At 73.7% G+C, this 25,855-nt stretch carries 20 protein-coding genes and 1 pseudogene; 10 read left to right on the top strand and 11 right to left on the bottom strand.

Features of this window, described 5'->3' with window-relative positions:
• Window positions 1–262 precede the first annotated feature (262 nt).
• Together LX83_RS25205 and LX83_RS25200 are read left to right on the top strand one after the other, a co-directional pair.
• Window positions 263–1,066, top strand: coding sequence for a putative protein N(5)-glutamine methyltransferase (locus LX83_RS25205; protein WP_253775613.1), 804 nt, complete (start codon window positions 263–265; stop codon window positions 1,064–1,066).
• Between the two features lie 141 nt (window positions 1,067–1,207).
• Window positions 1,208–1,900, top strand: a complete 693-nt coding sequence (locus tag LX83_RS25200; protein WP_253775611.1) for an aspartate/glutamate racemase family protein — start codon at window positions 1,208–1,210, stop codon at window positions 1,898–1,900.
• Between the two features lie 252 nt (window positions 1,901–2,152).
• Here LX83_RS25200 and LX83_RS25195 read toward each other — a convergent pair whose 3' ends face one another.
• A complete protein-coding gene (locus tag LX83_RS25195; RefSeq protein ID WP_253775786.1) occupies window positions 2,153–2,803 on the bottom strand; it encodes a formylglycine-generating enzyme family protein in 651 nt (216 codons plus the stop codon).
• A 132-nt stretch (window positions 2,804–2,935) separates the two neighbouring features.
• Between LX83_RS25195 and LX83_RS25190 the strand changes: the two genes are divergently transcribed.
• Window positions 2,936–3,826 (top strand): alpha/beta fold hydrolase, encoded by an 891-nt coding sequence (locus LX83_RS25190; protein ID WP_253775609.1) that lies wholly within the window; start codon window positions 2,936–2,938, stop codon window positions 3,824–3,826.
• 112 nt (window positions 3,827–3,938) lie between these two features.
• Window positions 3,939–5,219, top strand: a complete 1,281-nt coding sequence (locus tag LX83_RS25185; protein ID WP_253775607.1) for a cytochrome P450 — start codon at window positions 3,939–3,941, stop codon at window positions 5,217–5,219.
• An 88-nt stretch (window positions 5,220–5,307) separates the two neighbouring features.
• On the opposite strand, the gene LX83_RS25180 is transcribed toward LX83_RS25185, so the two are convergent.
• Complete coding sequence (locus tag LX83_RS25180) at window positions 5,308–5,547, bottom strand: helix-turn-helix domain-containing protein (protein WP_308204041.1); 240 nt, start codon at window positions 5,545–5,547, stop codon at window positions 5,308–5,310.
• Between the two features lie 2 nt (window positions 5,548–5,549).
• Complete coding sequence (locus tag LX83_RS25175; protein WP_253775605.1) at window positions 5,550–6,188, bottom strand: DUF2975 domain-containing protein; 639 nt, start codon at window positions 6,186–6,188, stop codon at window positions 5,550–5,552.
• Window positions 6,189–6,388: 200 nt separating this feature from the next.
• Between LX83_RS25175 and LX83_RS25170 the strand changes: the two genes are divergently transcribed.
• The 3 genes from LX83_RS25170 (at window position 6,389) to LX83_RS25160 (ending at window position 8,756) form a co-directional block, all read left to right on the top strand.
• Window positions 6,389–6,958 carry a TetR/AcrR family transcriptional regulator gene (locus LX83_RS25170; protein WP_253775602.1) on the top strand — a complete coding sequence of 190 codons (570 nt, stop codon included), beginning with the start codon at window positions 6,389–6,391 and terminating at the stop codon, window positions 6,956–6,958.
• 85 nt (window positions 6,959–7,043) lie between these two features.
• Window positions 7,044–8,231 carry a GDSL-type esterase/lipase family protein gene (locus tag LX83_RS25165; RefSeq protein WP_253775600.1) on the top strand — a complete coding sequence of 396 codons (1,188 nt, stop codon included), beginning with the start codon at window positions 7,044–7,046 and terminating at the stop codon, window positions 8,229–8,231.
• Window positions 8,232–8,348: 117 nt separating this feature from the next.
• Window positions 8,349–8,756, top strand: a complete 408-nt coding sequence (locus LX83_RS25160; protein WP_253775598.1) for a YybH family protein — start codon at window positions 8,349–8,351, stop codon at window positions 8,754–8,756.
• Between the two features lie 250 nt (window positions 8,757–9,006).
• On the opposite strand, the gene LX83_RS25155 is transcribed toward LX83_RS25160, so the two are convergent.
• On the bottom strand, window positions 9,007–9,606 hold the full coding sequence (locus LX83_RS25155; RefSeq protein WP_253775596.1) for a CGNR zinc finger domain-containing protein: 600 nt from the start codon (window positions 9,604–9,606) through the stop codon (window positions 9,007–9,009).
• 71 nt (window positions 9,607–9,677) lie between these two features.
• Here LX83_RS25155 and LX83_RS25150 point away from each other — a divergent pair, with 71 nt between their 5' ends.
• Entirely contained in the window at window positions 9,678–10,067 is a 390-nt protein-coding gene (locus tag LX83_RS25150) for a RidA family protein (protein ID WP_253775594.1), read from the top strand.
• A gap of 230 nt (window positions 10,068–10,297) precedes the next feature.
• On the opposite strand, the gene LX83_RS25145 is transcribed toward LX83_RS25150, so the two are convergent.
• The 4 genes from LX83_RS25145 to LX83_RS25130 form a co-directional block, all read right to left on the bottom strand.
• On the bottom strand, window positions 10,298–11,587 hold the full coding sequence (locus LX83_RS25145) for an alpha/beta hydrolase family protein (protein WP_253775592.1): 1,290 nt from the start codon (window positions 11,585–11,587) through the stop codon (window positions 10,298–10,300).
• A gap of 98 nt (window positions 11,588–11,685) precedes the next feature.
• Window positions 11,686–15,837, bottom strand: coding sequence for a TIGR02680 family protein (locus LX83_RS25140; RefSeq protein ID WP_253775590.1), 4,152 nt, complete (start codon window positions 15,835–15,837; stop codon window positions 11,686–11,688).
• Between the two features lie 35 nt (window positions 15,838–15,872).
• Window positions 15,873–17,153, bottom strand: coding sequence for a TIGR02678 family protein (locus LX83_RS25135; protein WP_253775588.1), 1,281 nt, complete (start codon window positions 17,151–17,153; stop codon window positions 15,873–15,875).
• Window positions 17,150–18,769, bottom strand: coding sequence for a DUF2397 domain-containing protein (locus LX83_RS25130; protein WP_253775586.1), 1,620 nt, complete (start codon window positions 18,767–18,769; stop codon window positions 17,150–17,152). The genes LX83_RS25135 and LX83_RS25130 overlap by 4 nt, the downstream gene beginning before the upstream one ends.
• A gap of 222 nt (window positions 18,770–18,991) precedes the next feature.
• On the opposite strand from LX83_RS25130, the gene LX83_RS25125 reads away from it, so the two are divergent.
• A complete protein-coding gene (locus LX83_RS25125; protein ID WP_253775584.1) occupies window positions 18,992–19,957 on the top strand; it encodes a cobalamin biosynthesis protein in 966 nt (321 codons plus the stop codon).
• 52 nt (window positions 19,958–20,009) lie between these two features.
• Here the strand turns inward: LX83_RS25125 and LX83_RS25120 are convergent, their stop codons facing one another.
• Window positions 20,010–21,113 (bottom strand): hypothetical protein, encoded by a 1,104-nt coding sequence (locus tag LX83_RS25120; RefSeq protein WP_253775582.1) that lies wholly within the window; start codon window positions 21,111–21,113, stop codon window positions 20,010–20,012.
• A 395-nt stretch (window positions 21,114–21,508) separates the two neighbouring features.
• Window positions 21,509–22,243 (bottom strand): annotated as a pseudogene (locus LX83_RS25115) (SURF1 family cytochrome oxidase biogenesis protein); the annotation flags it as partial.
• Window positions 22,244–22,356: 113 nt separating this feature from the next.
• Between LX83_RS25115 and LX83_RS25110 the strand changes: the two are divergent.
• Entirely contained in the window at window positions 22,357–24,612 is a 2,256-nt protein-coding gene (locus tag LX83_RS25110; RefSeq protein WP_253775579.1) for a phospholipase A2, read from the top strand.
• Window positions 24,613–24,673: 61 nt separating this feature from the next.
• On the opposite strand, the gene nicT is transcribed toward LX83_RS25110, so the two are convergent.
• A complete protein-coding gene (nicT, locus tag LX83_RS25105) occupies window positions 24,674–25,792 on the bottom strand; it encodes a Nickel transporter NicT (protein ID WP_253775782.1) in 1,119 nt (372 codons plus the stop codon).
• Between the last annotated feature and the right edge of the window lie 63 nt (window positions 25,793–25,855).

Genomic DNA, 25,855 nt, shown 5'->3' with positions numbered 1-25,855 from the left:
ACGCCGCCCGGTTGACGCGGGCGGCGTGACGGGCGGAGACACCGGCCGGTGTGCGGGGCGTGTTCGACGACACCCGCGCCAACCGCGTCCTGCCCCGGCAGGGGAATCCGGGTCCGGGGTAGGGTTCCGCCTGGTGTCCCACGGTGTGAGGAGGTGAGTCCGGTTTCTGTCCGGTCAGGCCGGGTGCTCCCACCGCACGGCCACTCGGTTCATCGGGACGGGTGAGCCGGGGAGCGCCCATTCGGCAATCCGAAAGGCTCCCATGTCGGTTTCTCCGTTATCTCCCCTGTCTCCCCCGTACTCCGCCGTCGTCGCCCAGCTCCGGGCCGCCGGATGCGTGTTCGCCGAGGACGAGGCACGGCTGCTCGTCGACACCGCCCGCACCCCGGCCGAACTGGCGTCCATGGTGGACCGCCGCGTCGCCGGCCTGCCGCTGGAACACGTGCTGGGCTGGGCCGAGTTCTGCGGCCGGCGCGTCGCCGTGGACCCGGCGGTGTTCGTGCCGCGCCGGCGCACCGAGTTCCTGGTGCACCAGGCCGTTGCCCTGGCGCGCGCCGGGGCCGTGGTGGTCGACCTGTGCTGCGGGTCGGGCGCGGTGGGTGCCGCGATCGGCGCGGCGCTGGGCCGGGTCGAGCTGCACGCCGCCGACATCGACCCGGCCGCGGTGGCGTGCGCGCGCCGCAACGTGGCCGCGCTCGGCGGTCAGGTCCACCAGGGCGACCTCTACCGGTCGCTGCCCCCGGCGCTGCGCGGCCGGGTCCAGGTGCTGGCGGTGAACGCGCCCTACGTGCCCACCGACGCGGTCGGGCTGATGCCGCCGGAGGCCCGCGACCACGAGCCGCTGGTGGCGCTGGACGGTGGCGCGGACGGGCTGGACGTGCACCGGCGGGTCGCGGCCGAGGCACCGGAGTGGCTGGCGCCCGGCGGCCACCTGCTGGTGGAGACCAGTGCCCGCCAGGCCGAGCGCAGCGCGGCGATCCTGGCCGGCGCCGGCCTGGTCGTGCGGGTGGCCCGCTCGGCGGAGTGGGACGCCACCGTGGCCATCGGCACCCGCCCGGCCGGCTGACCCGGCCGGCCACCACCACGGTCGATCCCCACGGTGGTCCCCGCGCCCGCCCGGCCCGGCCAGGGCCGGGGACCGCCCTGGTCAGGGCGCTGTGTCAGGCTGTGTCGGCACGGTGAAGCACCTGAACAGCGGGGAGGCGGCATGCGCACGGTGGGGATGCTCGGCGGGATGAGCTGGGAGTCGTCGGCCGAGTACTACCGGTTGCTCAACGAGGGCAGCCGGGAGCGGCTCGGCGGCCACCGCACCGTGCCGAGCCTGCTGTACAGCGTGGACTTCGCCACGGTCGCCGCCATGCAGGAGGCCGGCGAGTGGGACCGGGCCGGCCGGTTCCTCGCCGACGGCGCCAAGCGCTTGCAGGACGCGGGCGCCGAGCTGATCCTGTTGTGCACCAACACCATGCACCAGGTGGCACAGTCCATTGAGGACGCTGTCGAGGTGCCGTTCGTGCACATCGTGGACGCCACGGCCGCCCGGATCAGCGCCGCCGGGCTGACCAGGGTTGGCCTGCTGGGCACCCGGTACACCATGGAACTGGACTTCTACCGGGCCCGGATGCGCGACCGGCACGGCATCGAGGTGATCGTGCCCGACGAGGACGACCGCGCGGCCGTGCACGAGATCATCTACCGCGAACTCACCCAGGGGCTGGTCACCGACCCCGCCAGGCAGCGCTACGTCCGGGTGCTCGCCGCGCTGGCCGAGCGCGGCGCCCAGGCGGTGATCCTGGGCTGCACCGAGATCACCCTGCTGATCGGCCAGGCCGACAGTCCCCTGCCGCTGTTCGACTCCACCCGCATCCACGTCGAGCACGCCCTCGACCTGGCCCTGGGCTGAGGCAGCGCCACCCGGCTCGGCGAGCGCGCCGCCCGGGCTGGTCTGTTATCACGAAGGCGGCGCGCGGCCGCGGTTTTCACCCGTTCGTGGCTGGAGTTGTCCACAGGCCCTCGGGTTGTCCACAGGGCCGGTCGACGCGGGGCCGTTGTGGGGCGGGGGCGGATAGGCTGGACCCGGGGTCGCCCCCCTGGGAGGGCGGGGGATGCCCTGGGTGGCGACAAAACAGCTGATCAGCGCCACCGCCACCCCGGCTCAGCCCGGCAGTGAGCGCGCCACCCGGAACCCCACGTCGTCGCTGCGGAAGCGCGGGTGGCTGCGCCGCCGCACCGAGGCCCGGCAGCTCCAGTGCTCGTCGAACCACCCGCCGCCGCGCAGCACCCGGTAGCTGCCGTACACCTCGGTGTCGTAGTGGTCCCAGCACCAGTCCCACGCGTTGCCCAGCATGTCGTGCAGGCCCCACGCGTTGGGCCGCCGACCACCCACGTCGTGCACGCGCTCCCCGGAGTTGCCCCGATACCAGGCGATCTCGTCGAGCGGCCCGTACCGGGGGCCGGTGCTGCCGGCGCGGCAGGCGTGCTCCCATTCGGCCTCGGTCGGCAGCCGGTACCCGTCTGCGGTGGTGTCCCACTCGACGTCCGCGCCGTCGGCGTGCTCGTGGTACGCCGGGCGCAGGCCCTGCTGGCGGGACAGGGCGTTGCAGAACCGGATCGCGTCCCACCACGACACGTCCACCACGGGTGTCCGCCCACCCGCGGCGTTGCCCGGCCGCTCCCCGGTGACCTCGGCGTACCACGACCGCGTGACCGGAACCGCCGCCAACTCGAACGGCGCGACCGCGAGGGTCCAGTCGCGCCGGGTCCGCCGGTCCGACAGCCGCACCCGACCCCGGGGAACCGCGACCATCGCCCCGTCAGGAATAGTCACAACATTCCCCAAACTTCCCTATTGATGACCCTGTTTAGGTAGTTTACGGTACTGATGCGTAGTTGGCCAGGTTCGACTGACCGACAGCACCCCGCAGCCGAGGAGGCAGCCATGTCCGATCGCGTCCGGCAGCGCGGCGACCACTCAGCGAGCGCCATCTACAGGTCAGCGGCCGGCGCCGCCGCGATCCGGCAGAACTACCTGGCCATCCTGCGCCGCTGGCCGGTGCCCAACGAGCACCTGCGCGTGCCCACCAGGCAGGGCGAGACCTTCGTGGTGGCGTCCGGTCCGCACGACGCGCCACCCCTGGTGCTGATGCACGGTTCGGGCACCAACGCGGCGATGTGGCTGGACGACGTCACCGCCTGGTCGGAGCACTTCCGGGTGTACGCCATCGACATGATCGGCGAGCCCGGGCTGAGCGCGCCGGCCCGCCCGCCGCTGGACTCCGACGCGTACGCGCTCTGGCTGGACGACGTGCTCGACGGCCTGGGCGTCACCAGCGCGTCCGTGGTCGGCGCCTCGCTGGGCGGCTGGCTGGGGCTGGACTACGCGACCAGGCGAGTCGACCGGGTGCGCCGGCTGTCGCTGCTCTGCCCCGGCGGGATCGGCCGGCAGAAGTACGGCTGGATGTTCCTGGCGGTGCCGCTGCGGGCGTTCGGCCGGTGGGGGCAGCGCATGACCATGAGGATCGGCCCGGGCATCGACGCCCGGGACCCGAAGATGGCGGCCTTCGCCGACCACATGGCGTCGGTCTCCACCCACTTCCGGTACCGCACCGCGCCGCTGCCGATCTTCTCCGACGACGCCCTGCGCCGGCTGTCCATGCCGGTGCAGGTGACCGTGGGCGACCGGGACGCCATGTTCGACTCGGCCGGCACCGCGCGGCGCGTCCGGCGGACCGTGCCACACGCCCAGGTGACCGTGCTGGCCGGGGTCGGGCACTCGTTCACCGGCCAGACCGCCGCGATCCTCGCCTTCCTGCGCGCCGACCAGCGGTGACCAGGGCCGGCGGACCGGACGGGGCCAGCCAACTGGCGGGTGCCCCGCCCACCCGGCCGCACCACCCCCGGATGGGCGTTTGACCAGCCGCCGCGCGGGGCATACCAGGCCAATGCGACCTCGACTCGTGGACAGTTCGGTGCCGCTGCTGCTGGAGGGTTACGGCTGGCTGCCCAACCGCCGGCGCCGCACACCGAACGGTGTGGTGCACACCCGCCTGCTCGGCCAGCCCGCGGTCGGCGTGTGCGGGCCGGGCGCCGCCCGGCTCTTCTACGACGAGACCAACATCGAACGGCACGGCGCCATCCCCGGTCCGGTGCTGAGCACCCTGTTCGGGCACGGCGCCGTGCACACCCTGGACGGGCCCGCCCACCGCCACCGCAAGAGCATCTTCCTGTCCCTGGCCACGCCCGAGCACACGGCCGTGCTGGTGGAGCAGGTCACGGCCGCCTGGGACGAGCTGCTGCCGTCGTGGCCGGAGAACGAACCCGTCGTGCTGTTCGACGCGGCCAGCCGGGTGCTGACCCGCGGGGCGTGCCGGTGGGCCGGGATCAGCCTGCCCGAGGCGGAACTGGACGCGCTGGCCGGTGACCTGGTGGCCATGGTCGACGGCTTCGCCACGCTCGGCCCCCGGCACTGGCGGGGCCGACGCGCCCGGCGCCACTGGGAGGACCGGTTCGCCCGGCTGGTCGACGACGTGCGCCAGGGTGGGGCGAGCGCGCCGGCCGACTCGGCGCTGTGGGTGGTGGCCCAGCACCGGGACGCCGAGGGCAACCCGCTGGAGCCGAGGGTGGCGGCGGTGGAACTGCTCAACGTGATCCGACCGACCGCCGCGGTCTGCTGGTTCGTGGCGTTCGCCGGGCACGCCCTGCACCGCTGGCCCCAGCACCGGGTGCCGCTGCGGGCCGGTGACCCCGACTTCGCCCTGGCCTTCGCCCACGAACTGCGGCGCTTCTACCCGTTCGCCCCGTTCCTCGGCGGGCACGCCGTGCGCGACCTGACCTGGCAGGGCGAGCACATCCCCGCGGGCGCGCTGGTGCTGCTGGACCTGTACGGCCAGAACCACGACCCCGAGCTGTGGCCGGAGCCCTACACGTTCGACCCCCGGCGGTTCCTCGGCCGCGAACCCGGGGCGTTCGACCTGGTCCCTCAGGGGGCCGGGGACCCGCGAACCGGGCACCGCTGCCCGGGTGAGCCGTTCACCGTGGCGCTGGTGGCGGCGCTGGCCATGCGGCTGGCCCAGCTGGACTACGAGGTGCCCGACCAGGACCTGACCATCTCCCTGAGCCGCATCCCGGCCCGCCCGGCGAGCGGCGTCGTGCTGCGCCCGCTGCACCGCGCCGCCCTGCCCGCGCCACCGGCCCAACCCCAGCCCGCGCCCGCGCGCGGCTGACCACAGCTGACCACAGTGGACGGCGGTCGACCCGCAGTCCCCCGGCCGCCGTCCACTGTGGAGCTGCAGCTCGGTCCGCTGTGGACGGTCAGGGGTTCGGCTCGCGCGGCCGGTAGCCGAGCAGATCGCCCGGCTGGCAGTCGAGCACCGCGCACAGCCGGCTCAACGTGCTGAACCGGATCGCCCTGGCCCTGCCGTTCTTCAGGACCGACAGGTTCACCAGCGAGACCCCCACCCGCTGGGACAGCTCGGTCAGCGTCATCCCCCGCTCCCGCAACAGCCGGTCGAGGGTCACCTCGATGCCGTGGGACTCCGCCTCGTCCGACACGCCTACACCGTTCCTTCCAGGTCCTCACGCATGGCCGTGCCGACCCGCATGATCCTGGCCATCGAGATGAGCACCGCCCCGAGGAACACCGCCAGCACCGGCGGGTTCCAGTCGTTCAGGCCGAACTGTCCACCCAGCGGCTGGGTGAGCATCGTACTGGCCAGCGCGCTGCGGGCGATCGTCTCGACCAGCGTGACCACCACCTCACCGAGCAGCACGAACCAGCCGAGCAGGCGCAGCCGACCCGCCGTGGCCGCCGTGAAGATCCCGCCCCGCCCCGCCAGCCTGATCGCCCGGGTGGCCAGCACCAGCGCGGCCGCGAACACCAGGAAGCTCGGCAGCTGGGTGAGCACCAGCAGGGTGCGCTGTGACCACGTCGGCGCGGCCGTGCAGAGGCTCACACTCGCCGGGGACGCGTTCACACCCGCCGCCGTGTCCGGCGCCAACTCGGCGGACGACAGGACGTTCGGAACCAGCCCGGCCCGCGCCTCCACACACACGGTCTCGGCACCGAAACCGAACAACGAGCCGCCCGTGCCGAAGATCCTCAGCAGCACCGCCAGCACCGCCAGCACGCCGGCGAAGGCGGCCACCATGCGCACCAGCGACGCCGCCGGCTCCAGGGGATCTCGGTTCCGCATCTGAACGCCCCCTTGCTTATCGATAATCGTTGTTATCGAAAAACGATACAACGAAAGTCGACAAGCACAACACCTTCGACACCTTCGACGTCACTCGCGAAGCCGCCCACTCAGCATGACCTGCTGCCTAACCTTCCACCCCGGTTGCCTAAATGCTTTAGGTGGATGTACGTTGGAGTTAGGCAAGGGGAAGGAAGGGCATGGCACGCGCGGGACTGACTGCGGAACGCCTCACCCAGGCCGGGGCGGAACTGGCCGACGAGGTCGGCTTCGACCAGGTGACCGTCTCGGCGTTGGCCAGGCGGTTCGACGTCAAGGTGGCGAGCCTGTACTCGCACGTGAAGAACTCCCAGGACCTCAGGACCAGGATCGCCCTGCTCGCCCTGGAGGAACTCGCCGACCGGGCCGCCGACGCCCTGGCCGGCCGGGCCGGCAAGGACGCGCTGACCGCCCTGGCCAACGTCTACCGCGACTACGCCCGCGAGCACCCCGGCCGCTACGCCGCCGCCCAGCTCCGGCTCGACTCGGCGACGGCCGCCGCCAGCGCCGGGGTCCGGCACGCCCAGTTGACCCGGGCGGTCCTGCGCGGCTACGACCTGAGCGAACCGGACCAGACCCACGCGGTCCGGCTGCTGGGCAGCGTCTTCCACGGCTACGTGACGTTGGAGCTGAGCGGCGGGTTCAGCCACAGCGCCCCCGACTCCCAGGAGAGCTGGACGCGCACCCTGGACGCGCTCGACGCCCTGCTGCGCAACTGGCCAGCGCCCTGACCCTCGGCGCACGCCCCGCGCGGGCCGCTACCTCCACACCGCACCACCGAACCCGAGCGCTCCCCCTCTCGATCAGCAGGTTGACATGACGCACACCCAGCACACCTGGATCAGCACGCCCATCACCGCCGACCTCCTGCGCGGCGCCCTCGACCTGGAGCGCACCGAGCGCGGCCTGCTGCCGCACCGGCTGCCCGCGTGGGCCCGCGCCCAGTGCACCGACCCGCAACTGGCCATGGCCGAGTCCCAGCCCTCCGGCGTGCGGCTGGTCTTCCGCACCCGGGCCACCGCCGTGGAACTGGACACGCTGCCCACCAAGCGCGTCTACCGGGGTGTCCCGCCCCGCCCGGAGGGCGTGTACGACCTGCTCGTTGACGGTCACCTCACCGGCCAGGCCACCGCGACCGGTGGCGACACCCTGACCATCGACATGGCCACCGGCAACGCCGAACACCGGCCCGGCCCGGTCAGCACCCTCCGCTTCTCCGACCTGCCCGAGCACGGCAAGGACGTCGAGATCTGGTTGCCGCACAACGAGACCACCCAACTCGTCGCCCTGCGCGCCAACGCCCCGGTCGAGCCCGTACCGGACCGGGGCCGCCCGGTGTGGCTGCACCACGGCAGTTCGATCAGCCACGGCTCCAACGCCGCCAGCCCCACCACCATCTGGCCGGCCCTGGCCGCCGCGCTGGGTGGCGTGGACCTGGTCAACCTCGGGTTCGGCGGCAGCGCCCTGCTCGACCCGTTCACCGCCCGCACGATGCGGGACACGCCCGCCGACCTGATCAGCGTCAAGATCGGCATCAACCTGGTCAACGCGGACCTGATGCGGCTGCGCGCGTTCGGCCCGGCGGTGCACGGCTTCCTCGACACCATCCGCGAGGGCCACCCCACCACGCCGCTGCTGGTCGTCTCGCCGATCCACTGCCCCATCCACGAGGACACCCCTGGCCCCGGCGCGTTCGACCTCGACGCGCTGCGCGCCGGCGAAGTGCGGTTCCGCGCGACCGGTGACCCGGCCGAGCGTGCCAAGGGAAAGCTGACGCTCACCGTCATCCGGGAGGAACTGTCCCGCATCGTCCGGCAGCGGAGCGCCGACGACCCGAACCTGACCTACCTCGACGGCCTCGACCTCTACGGCGCGGCGGACTTCGCCGAGCTGCCCCTGCCCGACCAACTCCACCCGGACGCGGCCACGCACCGCCGCATCGGTGAGCGCTTCGCCAAGCTCGTCTTCGGCAACGGCGGCCCGTTCTCCCCGGAGCGCGACTGATTCCCCTGGCCGCCGTCGTGTTCCCGATGGCTGCCGCGGCGTGGCAGCCGGCTCCTTGACCTCGGGTTAGCTGGAAGTAGCAGGCTTGGTCCTGTCCACAGGCGACAGGAGGATCGCGTGCCGACCAACACCGATGACCAACTGGCCGACCTCGTCAGGAGCTACGAGAACGCCTTCAACACCAACAACGCCAGGGCGATGAACGACCTGTTCGCCGACGAGCCGGTCTTCGTCAACTTCGGCGGCAACCTGGTCAGGGACAAGCAGGCGCTGCACCGCGCCCAGTCGTTCGTGTTCGCTCCGGGCGGGCCGCTGGAGCGGATCAGCGTCAGCTACACCATCGAGAACATCACCCACCTCGCCCCGGACCTGGCCGCGGTCCACGCCCGCCAGCGAACCCGCCAGGACGGGGCGGACGGCCAGGTCGCTGGCGAGGACCCGATGGCGGCGATCCTCCTGCTCGTCGCGCAGCGCACCAACGGCGAGTGGCGCATCCGCGTCGGCCAGAACACCCCGGTGACCTGATCACATTCCACTGTGGACAGCACTGACCCATTCCACCGAGCGGGGTCACCCCAACTGCTCGGCCCAGCCAACGCCGACTTCGTCGGTGTCACTCGCCCACCTGAAGAACCGCATCGTGTTGGTCAGCCTGCGCGAGGGCCAGCACGATGCGGTGAGCCAGATCAGCGGCATCAGCGCGCTTCGGGTACTTCGCCGCAGCGAGGCGCAGCATGTTCGGGCGGACACCGGACTGGTCGTGTCCGTGGCCGCGTCACGGAGTGGTGCTCCGCCGGGTGCGCAGGGCGCGGAGCTTGTGGCGGTTGCCGCAGCGCTCCATCGCACACCAGCGGCGGGCGCCGGGCCGGGACGAGTCGACGAACACGAGTGGGCAGTTGTCGCTCGCGCACTCGCGGATCCGGTTGGCGAGCGGTCCGGACAGCAGTTCGATCATCTCCCGAGCCAACGTCGACAGCGCGTGCGTCGCCCGAACCGGCGGCGCCCACCGCGCGGTCAGGTCGTTGGTCAGCTCGGGGACCAGCGGTGCGGCGGCCGCGGCCCGGTTGATGGTCGCGATCGCCTCGACGGGGAGGGGACGACGTGCGGCCTGGGCGTGCGCCGCGTCCCAGATCGCCTGGCGGAGGGACTTGGCCTCGGCCAGTTCGCGGGCTGTCACTTGGACCGTCATGACCGCGGCCAGCGGCGGCTGCGCCAACCACTCGGCCAGGTCGGAGGGCTCGTGGAGGGTCTCGTACACCGCGTACTCGCCCTCGCCACCGCTGTGGGCGAAGTCCAGGCAGACGGCACCGGCGTCGAACCGGAACGACCCTCCCCGGGTGTCGTGCAGGACCCGTCCGGTTGCGTTCGTTCGCATGAAACCACTATAACTAGTGTCGTCAGGGATAACCGGTTTAAATGGTTTCGCCAGCGCGGAAGGGCAAGCACATGGCCGTACGGCACATCAACCCCGAGGGACTCCACCGCAGCCCGGCCTTCAGCCAGGCAGTCGTGGTCGAACAGCCCACGAAGACGATCTACATCGGCGGGCAGAACGGTGTCGACGCGGACGGAAAGGTCGTCGGGCCCACGGTCGGGGAGCAGGCCGAGCAGGCGTTGCGCAACCTCGCCACCATCCTGGAGAGCGAGGGGGCAACCCTGGCGAACATCGTGTCCTGGACCATCGCCGTGGTGGACGGCCACTCGCTCGACGAAGGCGTGGCCGCCTTCCAGCGGGTGTGGAACCGGGCCGATCCGCCGCCGGCCATCACGGTCCACGTCGTCGCCGGCCTGGGCCCCGGATTCCTCGTCGAGATCGACGCCATCGCTGTCGTGTGACGTTCCCAGGACGGGGCCGGGGCAAGGCGGACTTCCGCCAACCGTCGGGTTGTCGCCGGTTTGCCGACGGGGGCGACAAACGACGACCAGGTGCGGGTTCCCCGACCAGATGCGTTCATGACCGTGCCTGTCCGTGACGTGATTCGTTCGGCAGGGGCGACGTCCAGCGCCACCCACGCGCAACCAGCGCTGGCGAGGGATCTCGCCAGGGCTCGGCGGCCGGAGGGTTCTCACCCCGCCAGCTGGACGAACCACTCCACGATGGACGGTGTGGCCAGTGCGTTGGACCCCAGGTGCCGGGAGCCCTGGTACTCGCCGGGGCCGACGGTGACGACCTGCGGGTCGACGCCGTTGGCGCGCAGGCCGGACCGGCAGTGCTCGGTGTTCGTGTCCACGGCCTGCTCGTCGCCGGCCATCACGTACAGGCGGGTGGGCACCCGGGGCGCCCAGTCCGTGCACACGCTGTCGGACACGCGCAGCGCGGCGGCCAGCGGTCCGTCCGGGTTGCGCAGCAGTTCCAGCGCGCGCGGGGTGAGCAGCTGGTCGACCCGGGCGGGCGTGCCGGTCATCAGGTCACGGCCAGGCGCCGTACTGTCGAACAGGTGCTCGATGGTGGCGTCGTAGGGGGCCTGGAACATCTCGCTCGGCGAGTCGTACAGGTGGTGCAGGCGGTTCCACGAGACCAGCAGGTAGGCCGCGTACAGGGCACTGCTCTTCGGTTCCAGCTCCCCGTTGAGCAGCGCCGGCAGTTCGGCGTGCTGGAAGTCGTAGGCACCGCTGACCGGCGCCAGCGCGCCCAGTCGGAACTCCGGCGCGCGGCCGGCCTGGAGGTCGCGGGCCAGTCCGAGCGCGGCCGAGGCGCCCTGCGAGAACCCGGTGACCATCACCTCGCGGTCCAGTTTCCGACCCTGTCCGGTGACGAAACCTCGGGCCGCCCGCAGCATGTCCAGCGACGCGGTGGTCTCGGTCGGCACGTCCATCCAGGGGTGCGGCCCCGGGCTGATGCCCAGGCCGAGGTAGTCCGGGGCGACCGCGGCGAAGCCGGCCGCGCCGTAGCTCAGCACCGGGGCGACCGCGAAGTCCGAGGGCTGCTTCATCGAGGGGGCGTCGAACTTGTAGCTGGTGGTGCCGTGGGTGAAGGAAACCGGGCGCAGTTCCCGCTCCCCGTTGGCGGGCAGCACCAGCAGACCGCTGGCCACCGTGGACTGTCCCCGCTCGTCGGAGGTGCGGTAGACCAGCTGGTAGGTGTCCACCCCGTACTTGGCGACGCCCGGGTCGAACTGGGCGGTGCGCAGTGCGGCGACCACGTCCTGTTGGGACAGTGTGGTCAGGTGCCGGGCCGCCAGCAGGGGATTCTGGTTCTGGTGCCGGTCGGCCCCGCTGCTGTCGGCGCCGCTGTCGACGCTGGTGTCGGCGCTGGCGGTGGCGCAGGCCGCGGTGACCGGGGCGAGGGCCAGCACGGCCGCGCCGAGCAGCAGGACGGCCTTCCGGCTGAGCCGTGACTTGGCTGTTGTCGTCATGCGACAACAGTCCCAAGTAGATCGATCTCCGACCACCGGGTGAAACCCCGGTCGCACCCTGGTGTTCGCTCCGGGTGCGACCCGGGGTGGCCCTGGGGCTACGGGTCGACGCGGTCCAGACCGGCACCGTCCCAAGTGGTCTGGGTGCACGCCACACCACCGCCCGCGCGCGGGCGCAGCACGTCGTAGATGTGCATGCGCGGGATCTTCTCGGACACGCCCCAGCCGCTCGGCCAGGTGATCACCCAGTCCATGTCCAGATCCACCAGCAGGCCCAGCATCCGCTGGATCGTCGGGTCGTCCAACCGCTCGAACGCCTCGTCCAGCAGCACCAGCCGCAGCGGGTCGAACCCGGCGGCGCCGTCACCGACCGCGTCGTAGAACGACGCCGCCGCCGCGAACAGCGTCACGTACGACACCAGCCGCGTCTCCCCCGAGGACAGCTGGCGCAGCCGCCGCTCCCGCGAGCGCCCGTCCGGGCCGGTGTCGGCCACGGTCACCTTGAACTCGTACCACGACCGGTAGTCGAGTGCCCTGGCCAGGATCTCGGCGTAACCACCGGACGCCGAACCCCGCTCCAGCTCGATGCGCTCGGTGAACATCCGGCGCAGCAACGCGTCCTGCTCGGGCGTGCGCTCCCCGAACGGCATCCGCACCAGCTCCAGCGCCTGCCGGGTGTCCTCGTCCAGCGCCGCCGACGTCTTCCAGGTCAGCTTCACGTGCACACCCTGACTGGACCGCGCCCTGGCCAACACCTCGTTCATCCGCCGGCTCAGGTCCTCGGCGACCGCGATCTGCTCGCGCAGCGACTCGGCCACGTCGCGGATCAGGTAGTCGGCGAAGATGTCCTGGTAGCGCTCGTCCAGGAAACCGCGCTGCTCGGCCAGTTTCGCGGACACCTGGCGCGCGGCCACGGCCACCGGGCGCGGGCCGTCCTCGCCGGTCACGGTCACGGTGAGCAGGCCGGCGTGGTGCTCGGCGGTGATGTCGTGGCTGCCGGACAGCGAGGTCTGCAACGCCTGGAGCTTGGCCAGCACGTTGCTCTCCACCGCCCCGCGCCGGTTGCCGGCCTCGGCGATGGCCGCGCGCACCGCCGCCAGGTCGTCGGTGTCGGGCAGGGTCTCCAGCGCGGGGAAGGCCGCGGCCACGATGCCGGGGGCGGCCGCGGCCTGGCGGAACGCCTCCTTGGCGCGCTCGTGGTTGGCCTCGGCGCCGGCCAGGGCGTCGCGGGCGGTGCCGAGCAGGGCGTCCAGTTTGGCGGCCTGCTCGCGCAGGTCGGCCACGCGTTCGCGAACCTGCCTGAGTTCCTCGCGCAGCCGGCCCCGGCCCTGCTCCAGCTCGCGCAGGGTGTCCGCGACCTGCTTGGCTTCCCCGCCAACGGCTTTGCTGAGTTCGGCCAGCCGCGCCGCACCGGCCACATAGGACCGACACCGGGCTTCGGCCTCGCGTTCGGCCGTGGTCCGGTCGGCGATGGCCGCCTGGTGCGTGTGGCCGGCGGTGACCAGGTCGTTGAGGGTGTTGCGGCACTGCCGGCGCAGCGCCTCGGCCAGGCGTTCCGCGCTGTGCTGGGCGTCCTGGGTGGCCTGGCGGGCCTGGCGCAGCGCCTCGGTGGTCGGGCTGGACAGACCGGCCGCACCGGCGTGGCGGGCCAGTTCGCCGCGCGCCGCCTCCCACCGGCCCTGGGCTGCCTCGGCCTGCTCGCGCAGGGCCAGCGCCTGGTGCAGGGCCCGCTCGGCGGCTTCCTCGGTGGCCTGGAGCCGGCCGTGCCCGGCGATCAGTTCGCCGTCGCCGGGGAACTCCTCGATCCGCCGCTCCCACGCGCTCACCCGCTCGCGTGCCTCGGCCAGCTCACCGCCGGCGCCGGCCAGTTCGCTGCGCAGCGCGCGCAGTTCCTCGTCGAGCAGGCTGATCCGCTGCCGCCGGGCCGCCTCGCGCGCGCCCGCGCCGATGAACTCGGCCGCCGGCTTGGACCACGCGCCGGCCAGCGCGCCGGCCCGCCAGTGCCCGGTGGGCGAGACCGCAAGGCCAGCCGAGTCAGCAGAGTCAGCGCTGGTAGTCGTGCTGATCCGGGCGAGAAGGGCGGCCACCACGTCGGCGGGGACCGGGCAGTCCGCGTCGGTGGCCGGCACCAGCACCTCGGCCAGGCCGCCGTCGGCCAGTGCCGGGCCGTGCACGGTGGCGAAGACCTCGCCGCGCGCGTCGGCGCGCACCTCGCCGGTGGCGCTCACCCAGGCGTTGAGCAGGCCGCTGGCCTGGATGGCGGCTTCCAGGTCGGCGCGCTGCACCGTGGTCAGGTCGGGGTGGAAGTCGACCAGCCGGTAGAACGGCGCGCCGCCGGCCGGGTCGCGGGGCTGGGTGGCGTACCGGGGTGGCTCCGGTTCCCGTTCCCCACCGGCGCGCAAGCCGGCCAGTTCGGCCTGGTGGGCGTCGATGCGCTGCTGGATCTCCGCGCGGCGCCGGGCCAGGCCGTGTTCTGCTTCCCTGGCCTGGTTCAGCAGCGGGGTGATCGCCTGCCTGGCCTGTCCGGCCAGTGCCCTGGCCGCACCCGGGTCGGCGACCAGCTCGTCCACCGCGGGCAGTTCAAGCTCCACGGTGGACCCTTCGGCGGCCACCGCGTCGCGCCACTGGGTCACCCGGCGCAGCCAGTCGCGCGCGGCGGCACCCAGGTCCTTGGCGGCGGCCTCGCGCCGGGCGGCGGCCTCGGTCGCGGCCTGCTGGGCGTCCTGGGCGGACCGGCGCTGGCCGTCCAGCCGCTGCTGCTGCGCGTCCAGGTCGCTGGCCTGCTGGTGCAGGTTCAGCACCAGGGCCGCGCGCTGGCGCACCACGGCCACGGCGGCGTCGGCCGCCTCGGCCGCCACGTCCAGTGCCTTGCCCAGTTCCTCGCCGTCGACGACCGGCGGGATCACCCGGGTGACCGCGACCGGCTCGGCCTCCGGGTCCGGGCCCACCCGCACCCGGTCCTCGACCGCACCCGCCGTGGCCTCGGCCAGCACCGGCAGTTCCGGGCACAGACCGGTGTCCAGCCCGGCCTGCACCAGGCGGCGGCGCAGCGGCTCGGCGCAGTCCGCCGCGGCCGCGGCCAGGTCCTGGGCGAGCCGGCGGTGCAGCCGCAGCACGCCCTCGGCCGCGCTGTTCTCCTGGGCGCGCTGCCGCGCCGCGGCCTCCAGCGCGGTGCTGGCCGCGGCCCGCTCGGCCGCCACCACCGCCTCCTGGCCGCGCAGGTCCTGCAGGTCCCGGTAGGCGGGCGCCTGCTTGAGGCCGTTGATCTGCTCGTCGGTGGTCTGCTCGGCCGCCTCCAGTTCGGCGTGCCGCTGGTCCGCCTCGGCCCGCCTGCGCTGCGCCTCGGCCAGCTGCCCGGCCAGGGTGCGGGTCTCCCGCTGCCGCGCCCGCACCCCGCCCTCGGCGCTCTCCCACTGCTCGGCGGCCGAGCGCAGGCCCCGCAGCGCGTAGTCGGAGTAGGTGGACAGGAACTTGCCGAGCGCCTGGTCGGCGTCGCTGAGCCGGGTGATGTTCTCCCGGATCGACTCCAGGTCGTCGAACGAGGTGGCGATGTGCTCGACCATGCCCGGGTCCAGCGGCGGCAGCGCGTCGGAGAGGATCTGCTCCAACTGGCCGTCCAGCACCTTCAGGCCCACGTCCGGGTTGCGCAGGGTGCGTTGCAGGTGCAGCAGGTCGCCGTAGCGGCCGGCGGGCATGCCGTAGACGGTCTCGGCGATCTTCGCGCGGAACGCCGCCTCCTCGTAGAGGCAGTCCGCGCCGATCTCGTCGCGCAGGTGGATCCGGCCCAGCGGCACCTCGTCCGCGCCGACCAGGCGGAACTGCCTGCCGACCCGCGCCGGGGTGATGAACCGCCACGAGTCGGTGATCTGCTGGGAACTCTTGGACGCCTTCAGGCCCAGCCCGCAGGTCAGGTACTCCTCGCCGGAACCGGTGGAGCGGACCAGCTCGACCCAGGTGTAGCCGACCCGGTTGGGGCCGGCGTCGTAGTCGTCCAGCATCAGCCGGCGGATGGACACCGTGCCGGCGCCCTTGGACCCCAGGTAGCGCAGCTCGCCGTCCAGGCACAGCGGGAACAGCAGCTCCAGCGTGCGGGACTTGCCCGAGCCGTTGGTGCCCTGGAAGATCACCCGGCCGCCGGAGAAGTCGAACTCCTGCTCGGCGTACTGCCAGATGTTGACGATGCCGCCACGGTGCAGCCGCCACCGCCGCCCGCCGGTGCTGTGTCGGGACTGCGTGGGTTCCGGGCTCAACGGACTCCTGGTCCTTCCTTGGTCAAGTGGGGCTCTCAGTCGAACAGCGACCAGCTGGCCGGTTCCGGCGCTGGCGGTGGGGGTGCGGGTGCCTCGCGCTCGGGGTCGCCGTCCGGCACGGGCACCCAGCGGTGCGCCACCGGGCTGAGCAGCCAGCCACCGTCCACTTCGGAGTGGACGGCGAGGCCCATCCGCTCCAGCAGGTCGGTGACCTCGTCGGTGAGCTTGGCCAGGTCCTCGGTGACCTGCCGCGACCACGCGGCCGGGTAGTCCTCGACCAGCTCGGCGCACACCTGGCGGACGCGTTCGGCCGACACCAGGACGCGCCCGTCCGGCCGGCCGACCGGTTCGGCGCCGACCGGTTCAGCGCCGACCGGGTCGGGGTCATCGGCGTCGTCCGGGACCTCGTCCGGGGTGTCCGCGCCGGCCAGCAGGGTGGGCAGGGCCAGCAGGGCGATCCTGGCGACCGTGCTGGTGCCGGGGAACAGCAGGTCGGTCAGGTAGTCCTCGGGGTCGCTGGCCAGCACGCCCTCCAGCCGGCTCTCGGTGAACAGCCCGAAGTAGCGCTCCAGCAGCACCGACTCGCGCCGCTGGTTGCGGCGCAGCCACGCCGCCTCGTCCTCGGGCAGGTCGGCGTAGAGCACCACCGGCTGCTCCACCAGTCGGCGCCGCACCGCGTGCTCCGCGCCGCGCGCGCCCGGCCGGGCGGCCAGCTCCACCAGGTGGTCGGGGCTGTCGGCCTCGGCGACCGGCGCGGCCAGCAGCTGGCCGAGCAGGTCGGTGTCCACGGTGATCAGCGCCTCGGCCGGGGCGTCGTGGGTGGCCGAGCTGACCGTGCCCTCGGTCTCGCTGAGCACGCCGAGCGAGACCAGGTGGCGCAGGGCCGCGGCCAGCGCGCGCCGGTCGGCCGGGTCGTCCACCACGTCGACGCCGGCCTCGGCCGCCGCCGCGCGCACGTCCTTGACCAGCCGGGACAGCAGCAGCTGCCGGCCGGCGCCGGTGAGCACGGCCAGGGTCAGCGCCAGGTAGGCGTAGCCGCGCGGGGACAGCCCGGGCACGCCCCGGGTGGCGTCGTGGCCGGGGCCGGCCTTGTAGAGGCGGGCGAACCGGCGCTCCACCACCAGCCGGTAGCCGAGCAGGCTGGCGAACAGCTCCTGGAGCACGAACCGGTGCCGGTAGATCAGCGGCAGCAGGTCGCCGTCGGCGGCCTCGGCGCGCAGCAGCGGCCGGCGCAGCAGGGTGCGGGCACAGCGCACCACGTTGGCGGCGTCGATGTCGGACAGCTCGTCGAACAGCGCGGACTGCGCGGTGCTCATCGGGCGGCACCTCCGGTGGTCTTGCCGCCGCTCAGTTCGAGTGCGGTGTCGCGCAGGGTCAGCGCGCCGCCGGCCGAGGCGATCCGGGTGGTGTGGCCGGGCCGGTGGCTGACGGTGACCCGCAGCCCGTGCACCGGGTCGGCGGCCGACCCGGTGTCCACGGCGCGTTCCCGCTGGGCCATGGCCATGGTGAGCAGTTCGCACAGCACGCCGAGGGCCTCGCCGGACAGCCGCACCCCGGACAGGTCGCCGGCCGCCGCGGTGAGTTCGGCGATCGCGGTGCCGCGCCGCTCGGCCGCCTCCCGCGCCTCGGCCAGCAGCGACTGCTCGGTGATCGGGTCGCGGGTGATCCGCGAGGTGCGGCCCCGCGCGCCCCGGTCGCCCCGGCTGCGCACGCTCACCGTCACGTCCCGCACCGGGCCGTCCCGCCACGGGGTGCGCTCGTCGTCGCCGTCGTGCTCCGGTGCCGGCAGCACGTGCCTGGCCGAGTGCAGGGCGAACGCCGCCGCGTACAGCTCGTGGCACTGCCTGGGGCCGGCCTGGTCGAACCAGCCGGCCAGCTTCAGCAGCTCGGCGCGGCGGCCGGGCAGCGGGCCGGCGCCGGAGGTGGCGCGCTTGACGCTGGCCAGCAGCGAGCCGATGGCCTTGGCCGTGGCCTCGCGCAGCGCCGTGACCTGGCTGGGCCGGCCCGGCCGGTCCACGAACCAGTCGGTCAGCTCCTGCCAGTCGTCCCAGGTGCGGCCCCTGGCCCGCTCCACCTCGGCGTCCGGGTCGCCGCCCAACCCGCCCCGGCCGGCGGGGCCGGCGGGGCCGGTGCCGAGCAGCCGGAGCAGTTCGGGCCGGGCCGAGCCGAACCGGCCGGCCAGCCGCTCGGCGATGGTGGGCGTGTGCCTGAGCACGTCCTCCACCACCATCTGGATGTACTCGACCAGCAGGTTGCGGAACCCGGACAGCTCCTCGGGCGCCAGGTGGTTGCGGGTGACCACGTGGCCCAGGTAGGCGTAGAAGTCGCGGACGGTGGCGGCCAGCTCGGCGTGCTGCAGGAACAGCGTGGTGACCTGCTCGGCCAGCACCTCCCTGGCCCGCCTGGCCGCGGCGCCGGCCGGATCGGTGGTGTCGGCGACCACGGCCTCGGCCAGGGACCGCTCCAGCTGGCCGACGCCGCGCTCGATGGCCGGCAGCAGCTCCCGGGACACCTCGCGGGCGCCCTCGGGCACCCGCAGCAGCTCGTCCACGTCCCGCTGCACCCGCACGGCCAGCTTGCTGACCTGGTAGCGGACGCTGCCGTGCTGGAACTCGGCGATGCTGGCGGCCACCACCTCGCGCCGGCCCTGCACCAGGTTGCCCCACTCGACCAGCTGCTTGAGCCGGGCGATCACGTTCTCGATGCGCGACTCACCCATGTCGATGGCGCCGTCGCGCTCGGCCGCGGCCAGGGCAGCGGCCACCTCGCCGGCGGACAGGTCGGCCAGCAGCGTGGACGTGAACAGCCGCATGATGGCCAGGTAGGTGCGCTGGTAGTCGCGGGCGTCGAGGTAGGCGTAGAGCTTGAGTCGGCGCTGCGTCGCCCCCGTCTCCTCGGCGATCACTCGCTGGTTCTGCTGCGCCGGTTTCACGATCGGCCACCCTAACCGGCCCGGCGGACAGTCCCGGTTCGGAGCGGGTCACCACCCCGGTCGGGGGAGATCCACACCACAGGTTGCGGCACAACCAGTACCGCCCTCCCTCCATCGGGTGAGTCAGCAGGCGATACGGTGCGACATCATCGCTGGCATCACCATCGAGTGACACCCGGCGTTCCCGTTTGTCGAGCCTTTGAGCTGCCAGGAGGAGGCCCTGTGAGCGCGGGCCGCGCTGTTGGTCTACTGCTCGGGGTGGCCGCCGACGCCGTGCTGGGTGACCCGAGGCGGGGTCACCCGGTCGCCGCGTTCGGGCGGGTGGCCACCGCGGCCGAGCGTGTGCTGTACCGGGACCACAAGCTGCCCGGCGTGGTGCACACCGCCCTGCTGGTCGGCGGCACCGTGCTGGCCGGTGTGGCCGTGGAGCGGTTCGCCGGCCGCGGCCCGGTGCTGCGCGCCGCCACCACGGCCGTGGCCACCTGGGCGGTGCTCGGTGGTGCCTCGCTGGCCGCGCAGGGCACCGCCATCGGGCGGGAACTGGACGGCGGCGACCTGGTCGCGGCCCGCGCCCAGCTGCCCAACCTGTGCGGCCGGGATCCCGACGTGCTGGACAACCTCGGCCTGGCCAGGGCCGCGGTGGAGTCGGTCGCCGAGAACACCTCGGACGCGGTGGTCGCCCCGCTGCTGTGGGGCGCGGTGGCCGGCGTGCCCGGGCTGCTCGGCTACCGGGCGGTCAACACGCTGGACGCCATGGTCGGCCACCGCTCCCCCCGCTACCGCCGGTTCGGCTGGGCCGCGGCCCGGCTGGACGACCTGGCCAACCTGGTGCCGTCCCGGGTGGCGGCCGCGCTGACCGCGGCCACCGCCCCGGTGGTGGGTGGGTCGGCCGGCGCGGCGTGGCAGACCTGGCGCCGGGACGCCGCCGCCCACCCCAGCCCGAACGCCGGCCAGGTCGAGTCGGCCTTCGCCGGCGCGCTGGAGATCCGGCTCGGCGGCCCCACGGTCTACCCGCACGGCACCGAGGAGCGCCCGGTGCTGGGCGACGGCCGCAACCCGGACGCCGGCCACGTCACCCGGGCGGTGGAGCTGTCCCGGGTGGTCGGCATGGCCGCGGCCGGGGTGGCCACGGTGGTCGCGCTGGCCTCGGGCCGCCGCCGGCGGCGGCGCGGGCGCGTGCGGCGCTGAGCCACCCCCGCCCCGCCTGGCCGGCCGGTCCGCGTGAGGGCCGGTCGCGTGACTAGTCGGCCGCGCCCACCGGCTGGGGCGGGGCGATCCTGGCCAGCCAGCCGGCTGCCTCGTCGGCCGGCATGACCCGGTCGAGCACCACGCTGGGCCGCATCATCGGGAACAGCCGGCCAATGTTCCAGCTGCGCGCGTAGGTCGGCGGGTCGAGCACCACCACGCGGTGCCCGTCCAGCACCGGGATGTCGGCCGGCACGCCCTCGTTGAAGATCCACTCGCCGTCCGCGGCCACCAGGTTGAACTGGCCGCGGATCGGTGCCACGGCCGGTTCGAGCGGACCGTCGGTGGCCGACGCCACCCAGCTCGGGTCCGGGCGGACGCCGTCCTCGGCCAGCAGACCGGCCTCGACCGGACCGCTGAGCGTGGCCGCCAGCAGCGTGTGCAGCTGGAAGTTGTCGCCGACGCCCCCGATGGTGAGCTGGTAGCCGCGGCCGGACTCGCGGTGCAGCACGATCAGCCGCTCCCCGTCCAGCACCGCAAGCAGCTTGGTGAGGAAGCCCAGGTTCGGCACGGACTCGCCGGCGGCGGCCACGGCCGAGGTGAGCTGGGGCTGCGCCGCCATGTCCGCGCGGGCCGCCGGCGACAGCTGGAGCAGGCTGGTCGCCGGGGTCAGCCAGGTCGGCAGGGTGAACCACGCCTCGGCGAGTTCGGCGATCCGCTCGGTGGGCAGCGCCTCGGCGCCGCGGCCCTGCTCGCGCAGTGCGTCGTTGCGTTCCACCAGGTGCGCCATGACGGCCCGGAACGCCGGCGGGCCGTCCTCCGGGCCGGGCAGCTCGTAGTCGTCGCTGACCGCCTGCCAGTGGGCGGCGAACCCGGTGGCCGAGGTGATGGTCCTGGCCAGCCCGACGGCCAGCGGCGCGGCGAGCGGCGACGGCTCGGCGCCCCGTTCGATCAGCCCGCCGCACAGCATGGCGAGGGTGCCGCCGAGTTCACCGGGAACCACGGCGACCGCTCCGCTCACCCTGGCGAGGACGGCGGACAGTTCCTCGTCACCGGCCTGCTCGGTCGCGTGCCACAGCGGGCCGATCGCCTCGGCGATGGCGGCGGCGTCCTGGTCGGCCACCGCGCGGATGAGATCGTCGCAGTACTGGTTGAGCATCTGGCGATGCTAGATCACCCGGTGGCCGGGCACTGGACACCGCGCTGCGGTCAGGACTGGCTGCTGGCCGTGGCCTGCCCCTGCTCCCGCTGGGCGGCCCTGCGCTGGGCGGCCCTGCGCTCGGCCTCGGCGCGTTCCTCGGCTTCGTCCTCGGCCAGCATCTCGGCCACGGACAGCCGGCGGGCCCGCTTCTTCTTCGGCTGCCGGGCGGCGGGCACCGGCCGGTACCGGGGCGCCGGCCGCTGGGTCTGGCCCGACTGGCCGGGCTGGTCCTGCCCTGACTGGTCCTGCCCTGACTGGTCCTGCCCTGACTGGTCCGGTTCGGCCTGGGCGGTGTGGTCCGGCTGGTCCGGTTCGCCCGGCTCGGTGCGCTGGTCGGCCTGCCCACCCGCGTTCTCGCTGAGCGCGCCACCCGGCCTGACCTCGCGGACGGTGAAGTAGATCCAGGCCAGCACGGCCATCGCCCCGAACGCGATCCACTGCAGCGCGTAGGACAGGAACGGGCCGGCCTCGGTGGTGGGCAGCGGCAGCGCGCCGAGCACCCCGGGCTGGCCCTCGACCAGCTGGAAGTAGCCGGGTCGCAGGTCGAGGCCGACCGCCTTGCCCACGGCGGCCGAACTCACCGCGTACACCTGGCGGTGCCCGCCCTCGGTGAACGCGTCCCGGTCGGTGTTCTCGTCCACCCGCACCCGCGCGGTGAGCGTGACCTCGCCGCTGGGCGGAGCCGCGTAGTCCGGCACCTGGTTGCCGTTGACCGGCCGCACATAGCCCCGGTCCACCAGCAGCTGGCCGCCGCCGGACAGCTGGAACGGGGTGAGCACCTCGTAGGCGGCCTCGCCCTGCACGGTGCGCAGGCGGGCCAGGGTCTCACCGTCGGGCAGGTAGTGGCCGGTCATGGTGACCTGCCGCCACTCCGCGCCGCTGGCCGGCTCGGCCGGGGTGGGCAGCAGCTGCTCCAGCGGCACCGCGTCGGTGCGCAGCGCCGCGGCCAGCGCCTTGTTCTGCGCGTCCCGATCGTCGTTGCGGCCGAACTGCCACGGCGAGAGCACGGTGAAGCACACGGCGGCGAACACGAACACCAGCGCTGTCAGCGCCAGCCAACCGGGCTTGAGCAGGAAGCGAAACCGCACGTCCTCCACGGTAGGCGCAGCGCGATGGCGGTCGCACGGCACCCCGAACCCGCCACGGTGAAGAAAACCCCGACTGGTCACCTCGCGTGGCAAATCCGTAACCTGTCTCGCCGATGAGGACCCCGCCCCGACCGCCACCCCAGCCGCACCAGCACAGCTGGCCGGGTCTGCGATGGCTGGGGCGGTTACCGGCCTGGTTCCGGCTCACCCTGCTCAGCCTGGCCGTGCTGGCCTGCGGGGTGATCGCGTCCCGGCCGCTGCACGCCTTTCCCGACCAACCGCTCACCGGTGACGTGGCCGCCGCGCAGCGCACGGTGACCAACCTCACCCACCCGCGACCGGACGGCGACCCGCTGGCGGACCTGCCGGCCGACTTCACCGCCGTGACCAAGGTGACCCCCCAGGTGGTGCGCGCGCCCGACGGCACCCTGCGGGCCACCCACCCGGGCGGCGGGTGCTCCGGGCCGGACGGCGACACCCGGTGGGACTACGGCGTGGGCTGTCGCGCCCACGACCTCGGCTACGACCTGCTGCGCTACGCCCAGCACAAGGGGCAGCCGCTGGGCCCGGAGGCGCGCCGGCAGCTGGACCACCAGCTGTCCGTGGACATGCACGCGCAGTGCGAGATCAACCCGCTGGACTCCGGCCGGTGGTGCCACGTGGTGGCCTCGGCCTACACGTTCGGCATGGACTTCAACTCGTGGCGGCAGCGGTGGGGGCCGCCCAGCTACGAACCCGTGCTGTCCTGGGCGTCCGGGCTGGTCGCGATCATCCTGCTGCTGCTGGCCCGGCTGTCCAGCCGGCCGCTCGCCCCGGCCGCCCGGCAGCGGCCCGGCGACGTCGACACCCCGGCCGCCCCGGCGACCGACCCCGCCCTCGACCCGGCCGCCGAGCCGTCCCGCTACCCGGCGTTCCTGCTGCTGGCCAGCCTCGCCGTGGTGGTGCTGGGCCAGTCCGCGCTGTCCGTGGCGCACTGGCTGGACGCCGGCCCGACCTGGCTGTGGGTGCTGGCCTGGGGGTCGCAGGCCGTCCCGGTCTTCTTCTTCGCCGCCGGCCAGGTCAACCTCGCCGACTGGAGGAGGTGGACCGCGCTCGCAGCCGGCGCCCGCCTCCGCCACTCGGCCCCGCGCTACCTGGCGCACCGGGTGGCCGGGCTGCTGCGGCCGGCGCTGGCGTTCGTGCTGGCCTGGCTGCTGCTGCCGGTGCCGCTGGACCTGCTCGACGCGCCCACCGACCGGCTGCGCGAACTGGGCCGGCTGCTGGCCCAGCCGCTGTGGGTGCTGGGCATGTACCTGGTGCTGGTGGTGGCCACACCGGTGCTGGCCCGGCTGCACCAGCGGGCCCGGCTGGGCACGTCCGCGGCGCTCACCGCCGGCGTGCTGGCCGCGGACGCGGTCAAGCTGGTCACCGGGTGGAGCGCGGCCGGCTACCTCGGTGTGCTGCTGGCCGCGCTGCTGCTGCACCAGCTCGGCTTCCACACCGCGACCGAGCACACCCGCCGCCCGTCCCGGCGGCTGCTGGCCGGCGTCGCCGCGCTGAGCCTGGTCGTGCTGGTCGCGCTGCTCAGCCTGCCCGGTTTCCCCCGGGACACCACGGGCCTGCCCGGCGAGGCCAACACCGGCCCGCACCCGCCCACGGCGTGCCTGCTGCTGCTCGGCGTGGCGCAGGTGTGCCTGGTGCTCGCGGTGCGCGGACGGCTGGTCGGCTGGCTGGGCCGGCACCGGCCGTGGCAGCTGATCACCCTGGTCCGCGCGGTGCCGATGACCAGCTACCTGGCCTACCTGATCGGCCTCACCCTGGTGCTGGGCCTGTTCGGCGTGCTCGGTGACGGCGGCCAGCCGGGCCGGCTGCTGTGGCTGGCCGCGCTGACCCTGCTGGCGCTGCCGCTGCTGGTCGCGCTGCGCGACTTCGAGCGCCACCAGCACGGGCTGCGCCAGGCCGGCGGCCCCGGCCACCACCTGACCGCCGCCGGCCGAGGCGACCGGCACGGCCAGCTGGCCATCGTGCTGGGCGCGTTCTACGGCACGCTCGGCGTCCTCGGCTTCGTGGTGACCGGGTTCGCCGGCAGCGCCACCCTGGTCGTGCTGCCGGTCGACCCGCTGCAGAACATCATCCACGTGCTGCTGGGCTGGTACCTGGTGCACGTGGCGCACGCCGGTGCCCGCCACCCCCGGCTGGTCTGGCTGCTGACCGCGTTCGCCTGCCTGCCGCCGCTGCTCGCGTTCGACCCGGCCGAGGCGGTCGCCCCGGCCGTGGTGCTGCTGCACGGCGGCACCATCGCGGTGGCGCTGACGGCCGTGCTGGTCAGCTCGCGTGGCCGGGCACCCAGGGCGCTCACCCGGCCAGGCCCGCCGATCCGGACCCGCTGAGAGGGCTCGCTGGGGGGAGACTTTCCGGCTCTCGCCCGGCCGCGCCGGCCGATCCGCACCGCTAGCGGGAGGGGGCTGCCTCCTCGGCGGCCACTGGCGTGCTCCACCGCTGCTCGATCCGGCCGAACCGCCACACCGCCAGCGCGATCAGCCAGACCGGGATGAACAGCCCGACGATCGCGTAGCCCACGTAGTTGAGGTCCAGGGCGGCGGCCCAGGCCAGCGGGCCGGACTCGACGCCCAGTTCCTCACCGAGCAGGCCGAGCAGCTCGACCAGCCCGATGCCCAGGGCCACGGCCACGGACAGGCCGGTGACGGTGATGTTGTAGAAGACCTTGCGCACCGGCTGGGCGAAGGCCCACCCGTAGGCGAAGTTCATGAAGCAGCCGTCGATCGAGTCCAGCAGGCACATGCCGGCGGCGAACAGCACCGGCAGGGTCAGGATCGCGTACCAGGGCAGGTTGAACGCGGCGGCGCCACCGGCCAGCACCAGCAGCGACACCTCGGTGGCCGTGTCGAAGCCCAGCCCGAACAGCAGGCCAAGCGGGTACATCTGCCACGGCTTGCGGATGGCCGCGGTGAGCCCGCCCAGCAGCCGGTTGGCGAAGCCGCGCTGGTTGAGCTTGCGCTCCAGTTCGGCCTCGTCGAACCGGCCGGTGCGCATCTGCCGGAACACCCGGATCACGCCCAGCAGCACCACCAGGTTGATGATCCCGATGATCATCAGGAACACCCCGGACACCAGGGTGCCGATCAGCCCGGTGACCAGGTGCAGGGTGGACGAGTCGTCGGCCACCTGGCCGGCCAGCGCGCGCACCCCCAGCCCGAGCAGGAAGCACAGCAGGAACACCACGCTGGAGTGGCCCAGGGAGAACCAGAAGCCCACCGACAGCGGGCGCTTGCCGTCCAGCATCAGCTTGCGGGTGGTGTTGTCGATGGCCGCGATGTGGTCGGCGTCGAAGGCGTGCCGCATGCCCAGGGTGTAGGCGGTCACGCCGAGGCCGACGCCGAACACGCCACTGGTGCCCAGGTCGTAGTTGTGCGGGACGACCAGGAACAGCAGGCTGCCCCAGCCGAACACGTGCAGCAGGGCGATGAACCCGCCCATGCCGGCGAGGTTGGTCCACTCGCGGCGGCCGAGCCGGGTGGGGGCCGGCGTCGGGTCGGCGACCACGCTCATGGCTGTCCTCCTGCTGTCCCGCCGGCGGCGCCGTCCGCCGTGCGCGCCGCCCCTGACAGCAAA

It is taken from the genome of Goodfellowiella coeruleoviolacea (genome assembly GCF_024171785.1).
Taxonomy (GTDB): domain Bacteria; phylum Actinomycetota; class Actinomycetes; order Mycobacteriales; family Pseudonocardiaceae; genus Goodfellowiella; species Goodfellowiella coeruleoviolacea.
This window is presented reverse-complemented; position numbering and strand designations above follow the sequence as displayed.

Excerpts from the sequence above, each read along its gene's own strand:
- LX83_RS25205 (WP_253775613.1), top strand. The coding sequence starts at position 263 with ATGTCGGTTTCTCCGTTATCTCCCCTGTCTCCCCCGTACTCCGCCGTC.
- LX83_RS25200 (WP_253775611.1), top strand. The coding sequence starts at position 1,208 with ATGCGCACGGTGGGGATGCTCGGCGGGATGAGCTGGGAGTCGTCGGCC.
- LX83_RS25195 (WP_253775786.1), bottom strand. The coding sequence starts at position 2,803 with ATGGTCGCGGTTCCCCGGGGTCGGGTGCGGCTGTCGGACCGGCGGACC.
- LX83_RS25190 (WP_253775609.1), top strand. The coding sequence starts at position 2,936 with ATGTCCGATCGCGTCCGGCAGCGCGGCGACCACTCAGCGAGCGCCATC.
- LX83_RS25185 (WP_253775607.1), top strand. The coding sequence starts at position 3,939 with ATGCGACCTCGACTCGTGGACAGTTCGGTGCCGCTGCTGCTGGAGGGT.
- LX83_RS25175 (WP_253775605.1), bottom strand. The coding sequence starts at position 6,188 with ATGCGGAACCGAGATCCCCTGGAGCCGGCGGCGTCGCTGGTGCGCATG.
- LX83_RS25170 (WP_253775602.1), top strand. The coding sequence starts at position 6,389 with ATGGCACGCGCGGGACTGACTGCGGAACGCCTCACCCAGGCCGGGGCG.
- LX83_RS25165 (WP_253775600.1), top strand. The coding sequence starts at position 7,044 with ATGACGCACACCCAGCACACCTGGATCAGCACGCCCATCACCGCCGAC.
- LX83_RS25155 (WP_253775596.1), bottom strand. The coding sequence starts at position 9,606 with ATGCGAACGAACGCAACCGGACGGGTCCTGCACGACACCCGGGGAGGG.
- LX83_RS25150 (WP_253775594.1), top strand. The coding sequence starts at position 9,678 with ATGGCCGTACGGCACATCAACCCCGAGGGACTCCACCGCAGCCCGGCC.
- LX83_RS25145 (WP_253775592.1), bottom strand. The coding sequence starts at position 11,587 with ATGACGACAACAGCCAAGTCACGGCTCAGCCGGAAGGCCGTCCTGCTG.
- LX83_RS25135 (WP_253775588.1), bottom strand. The coding sequence starts at position 17,153 with ATGAGCACCGCGCAGTCCGCGCTGTTCGACGAGCTGTCCGACATCGAC.
- LX83_RS25120 (WP_253775582.1), bottom strand. The coding sequence starts at position 21,113 with ATGCTCAACCAGTACTGCGACGATCTCATCCGCGCGGTGGCCGACCAG.
- LX83_RS25110 (WP_253775579.1), top strand. The coding sequence starts at position 22,357 with ATGAGGACCCCGCCCCGACCGCCACCCCAGCCGCACCAGCACAGCTGG.
- nicT (WP_253775782.1), bottom strand. The coding sequence starts at position 25,792 with ATGAGCGTGGTCGCCGACCCGACGCCGGCCCCCACCCGGCTCGGCCGC.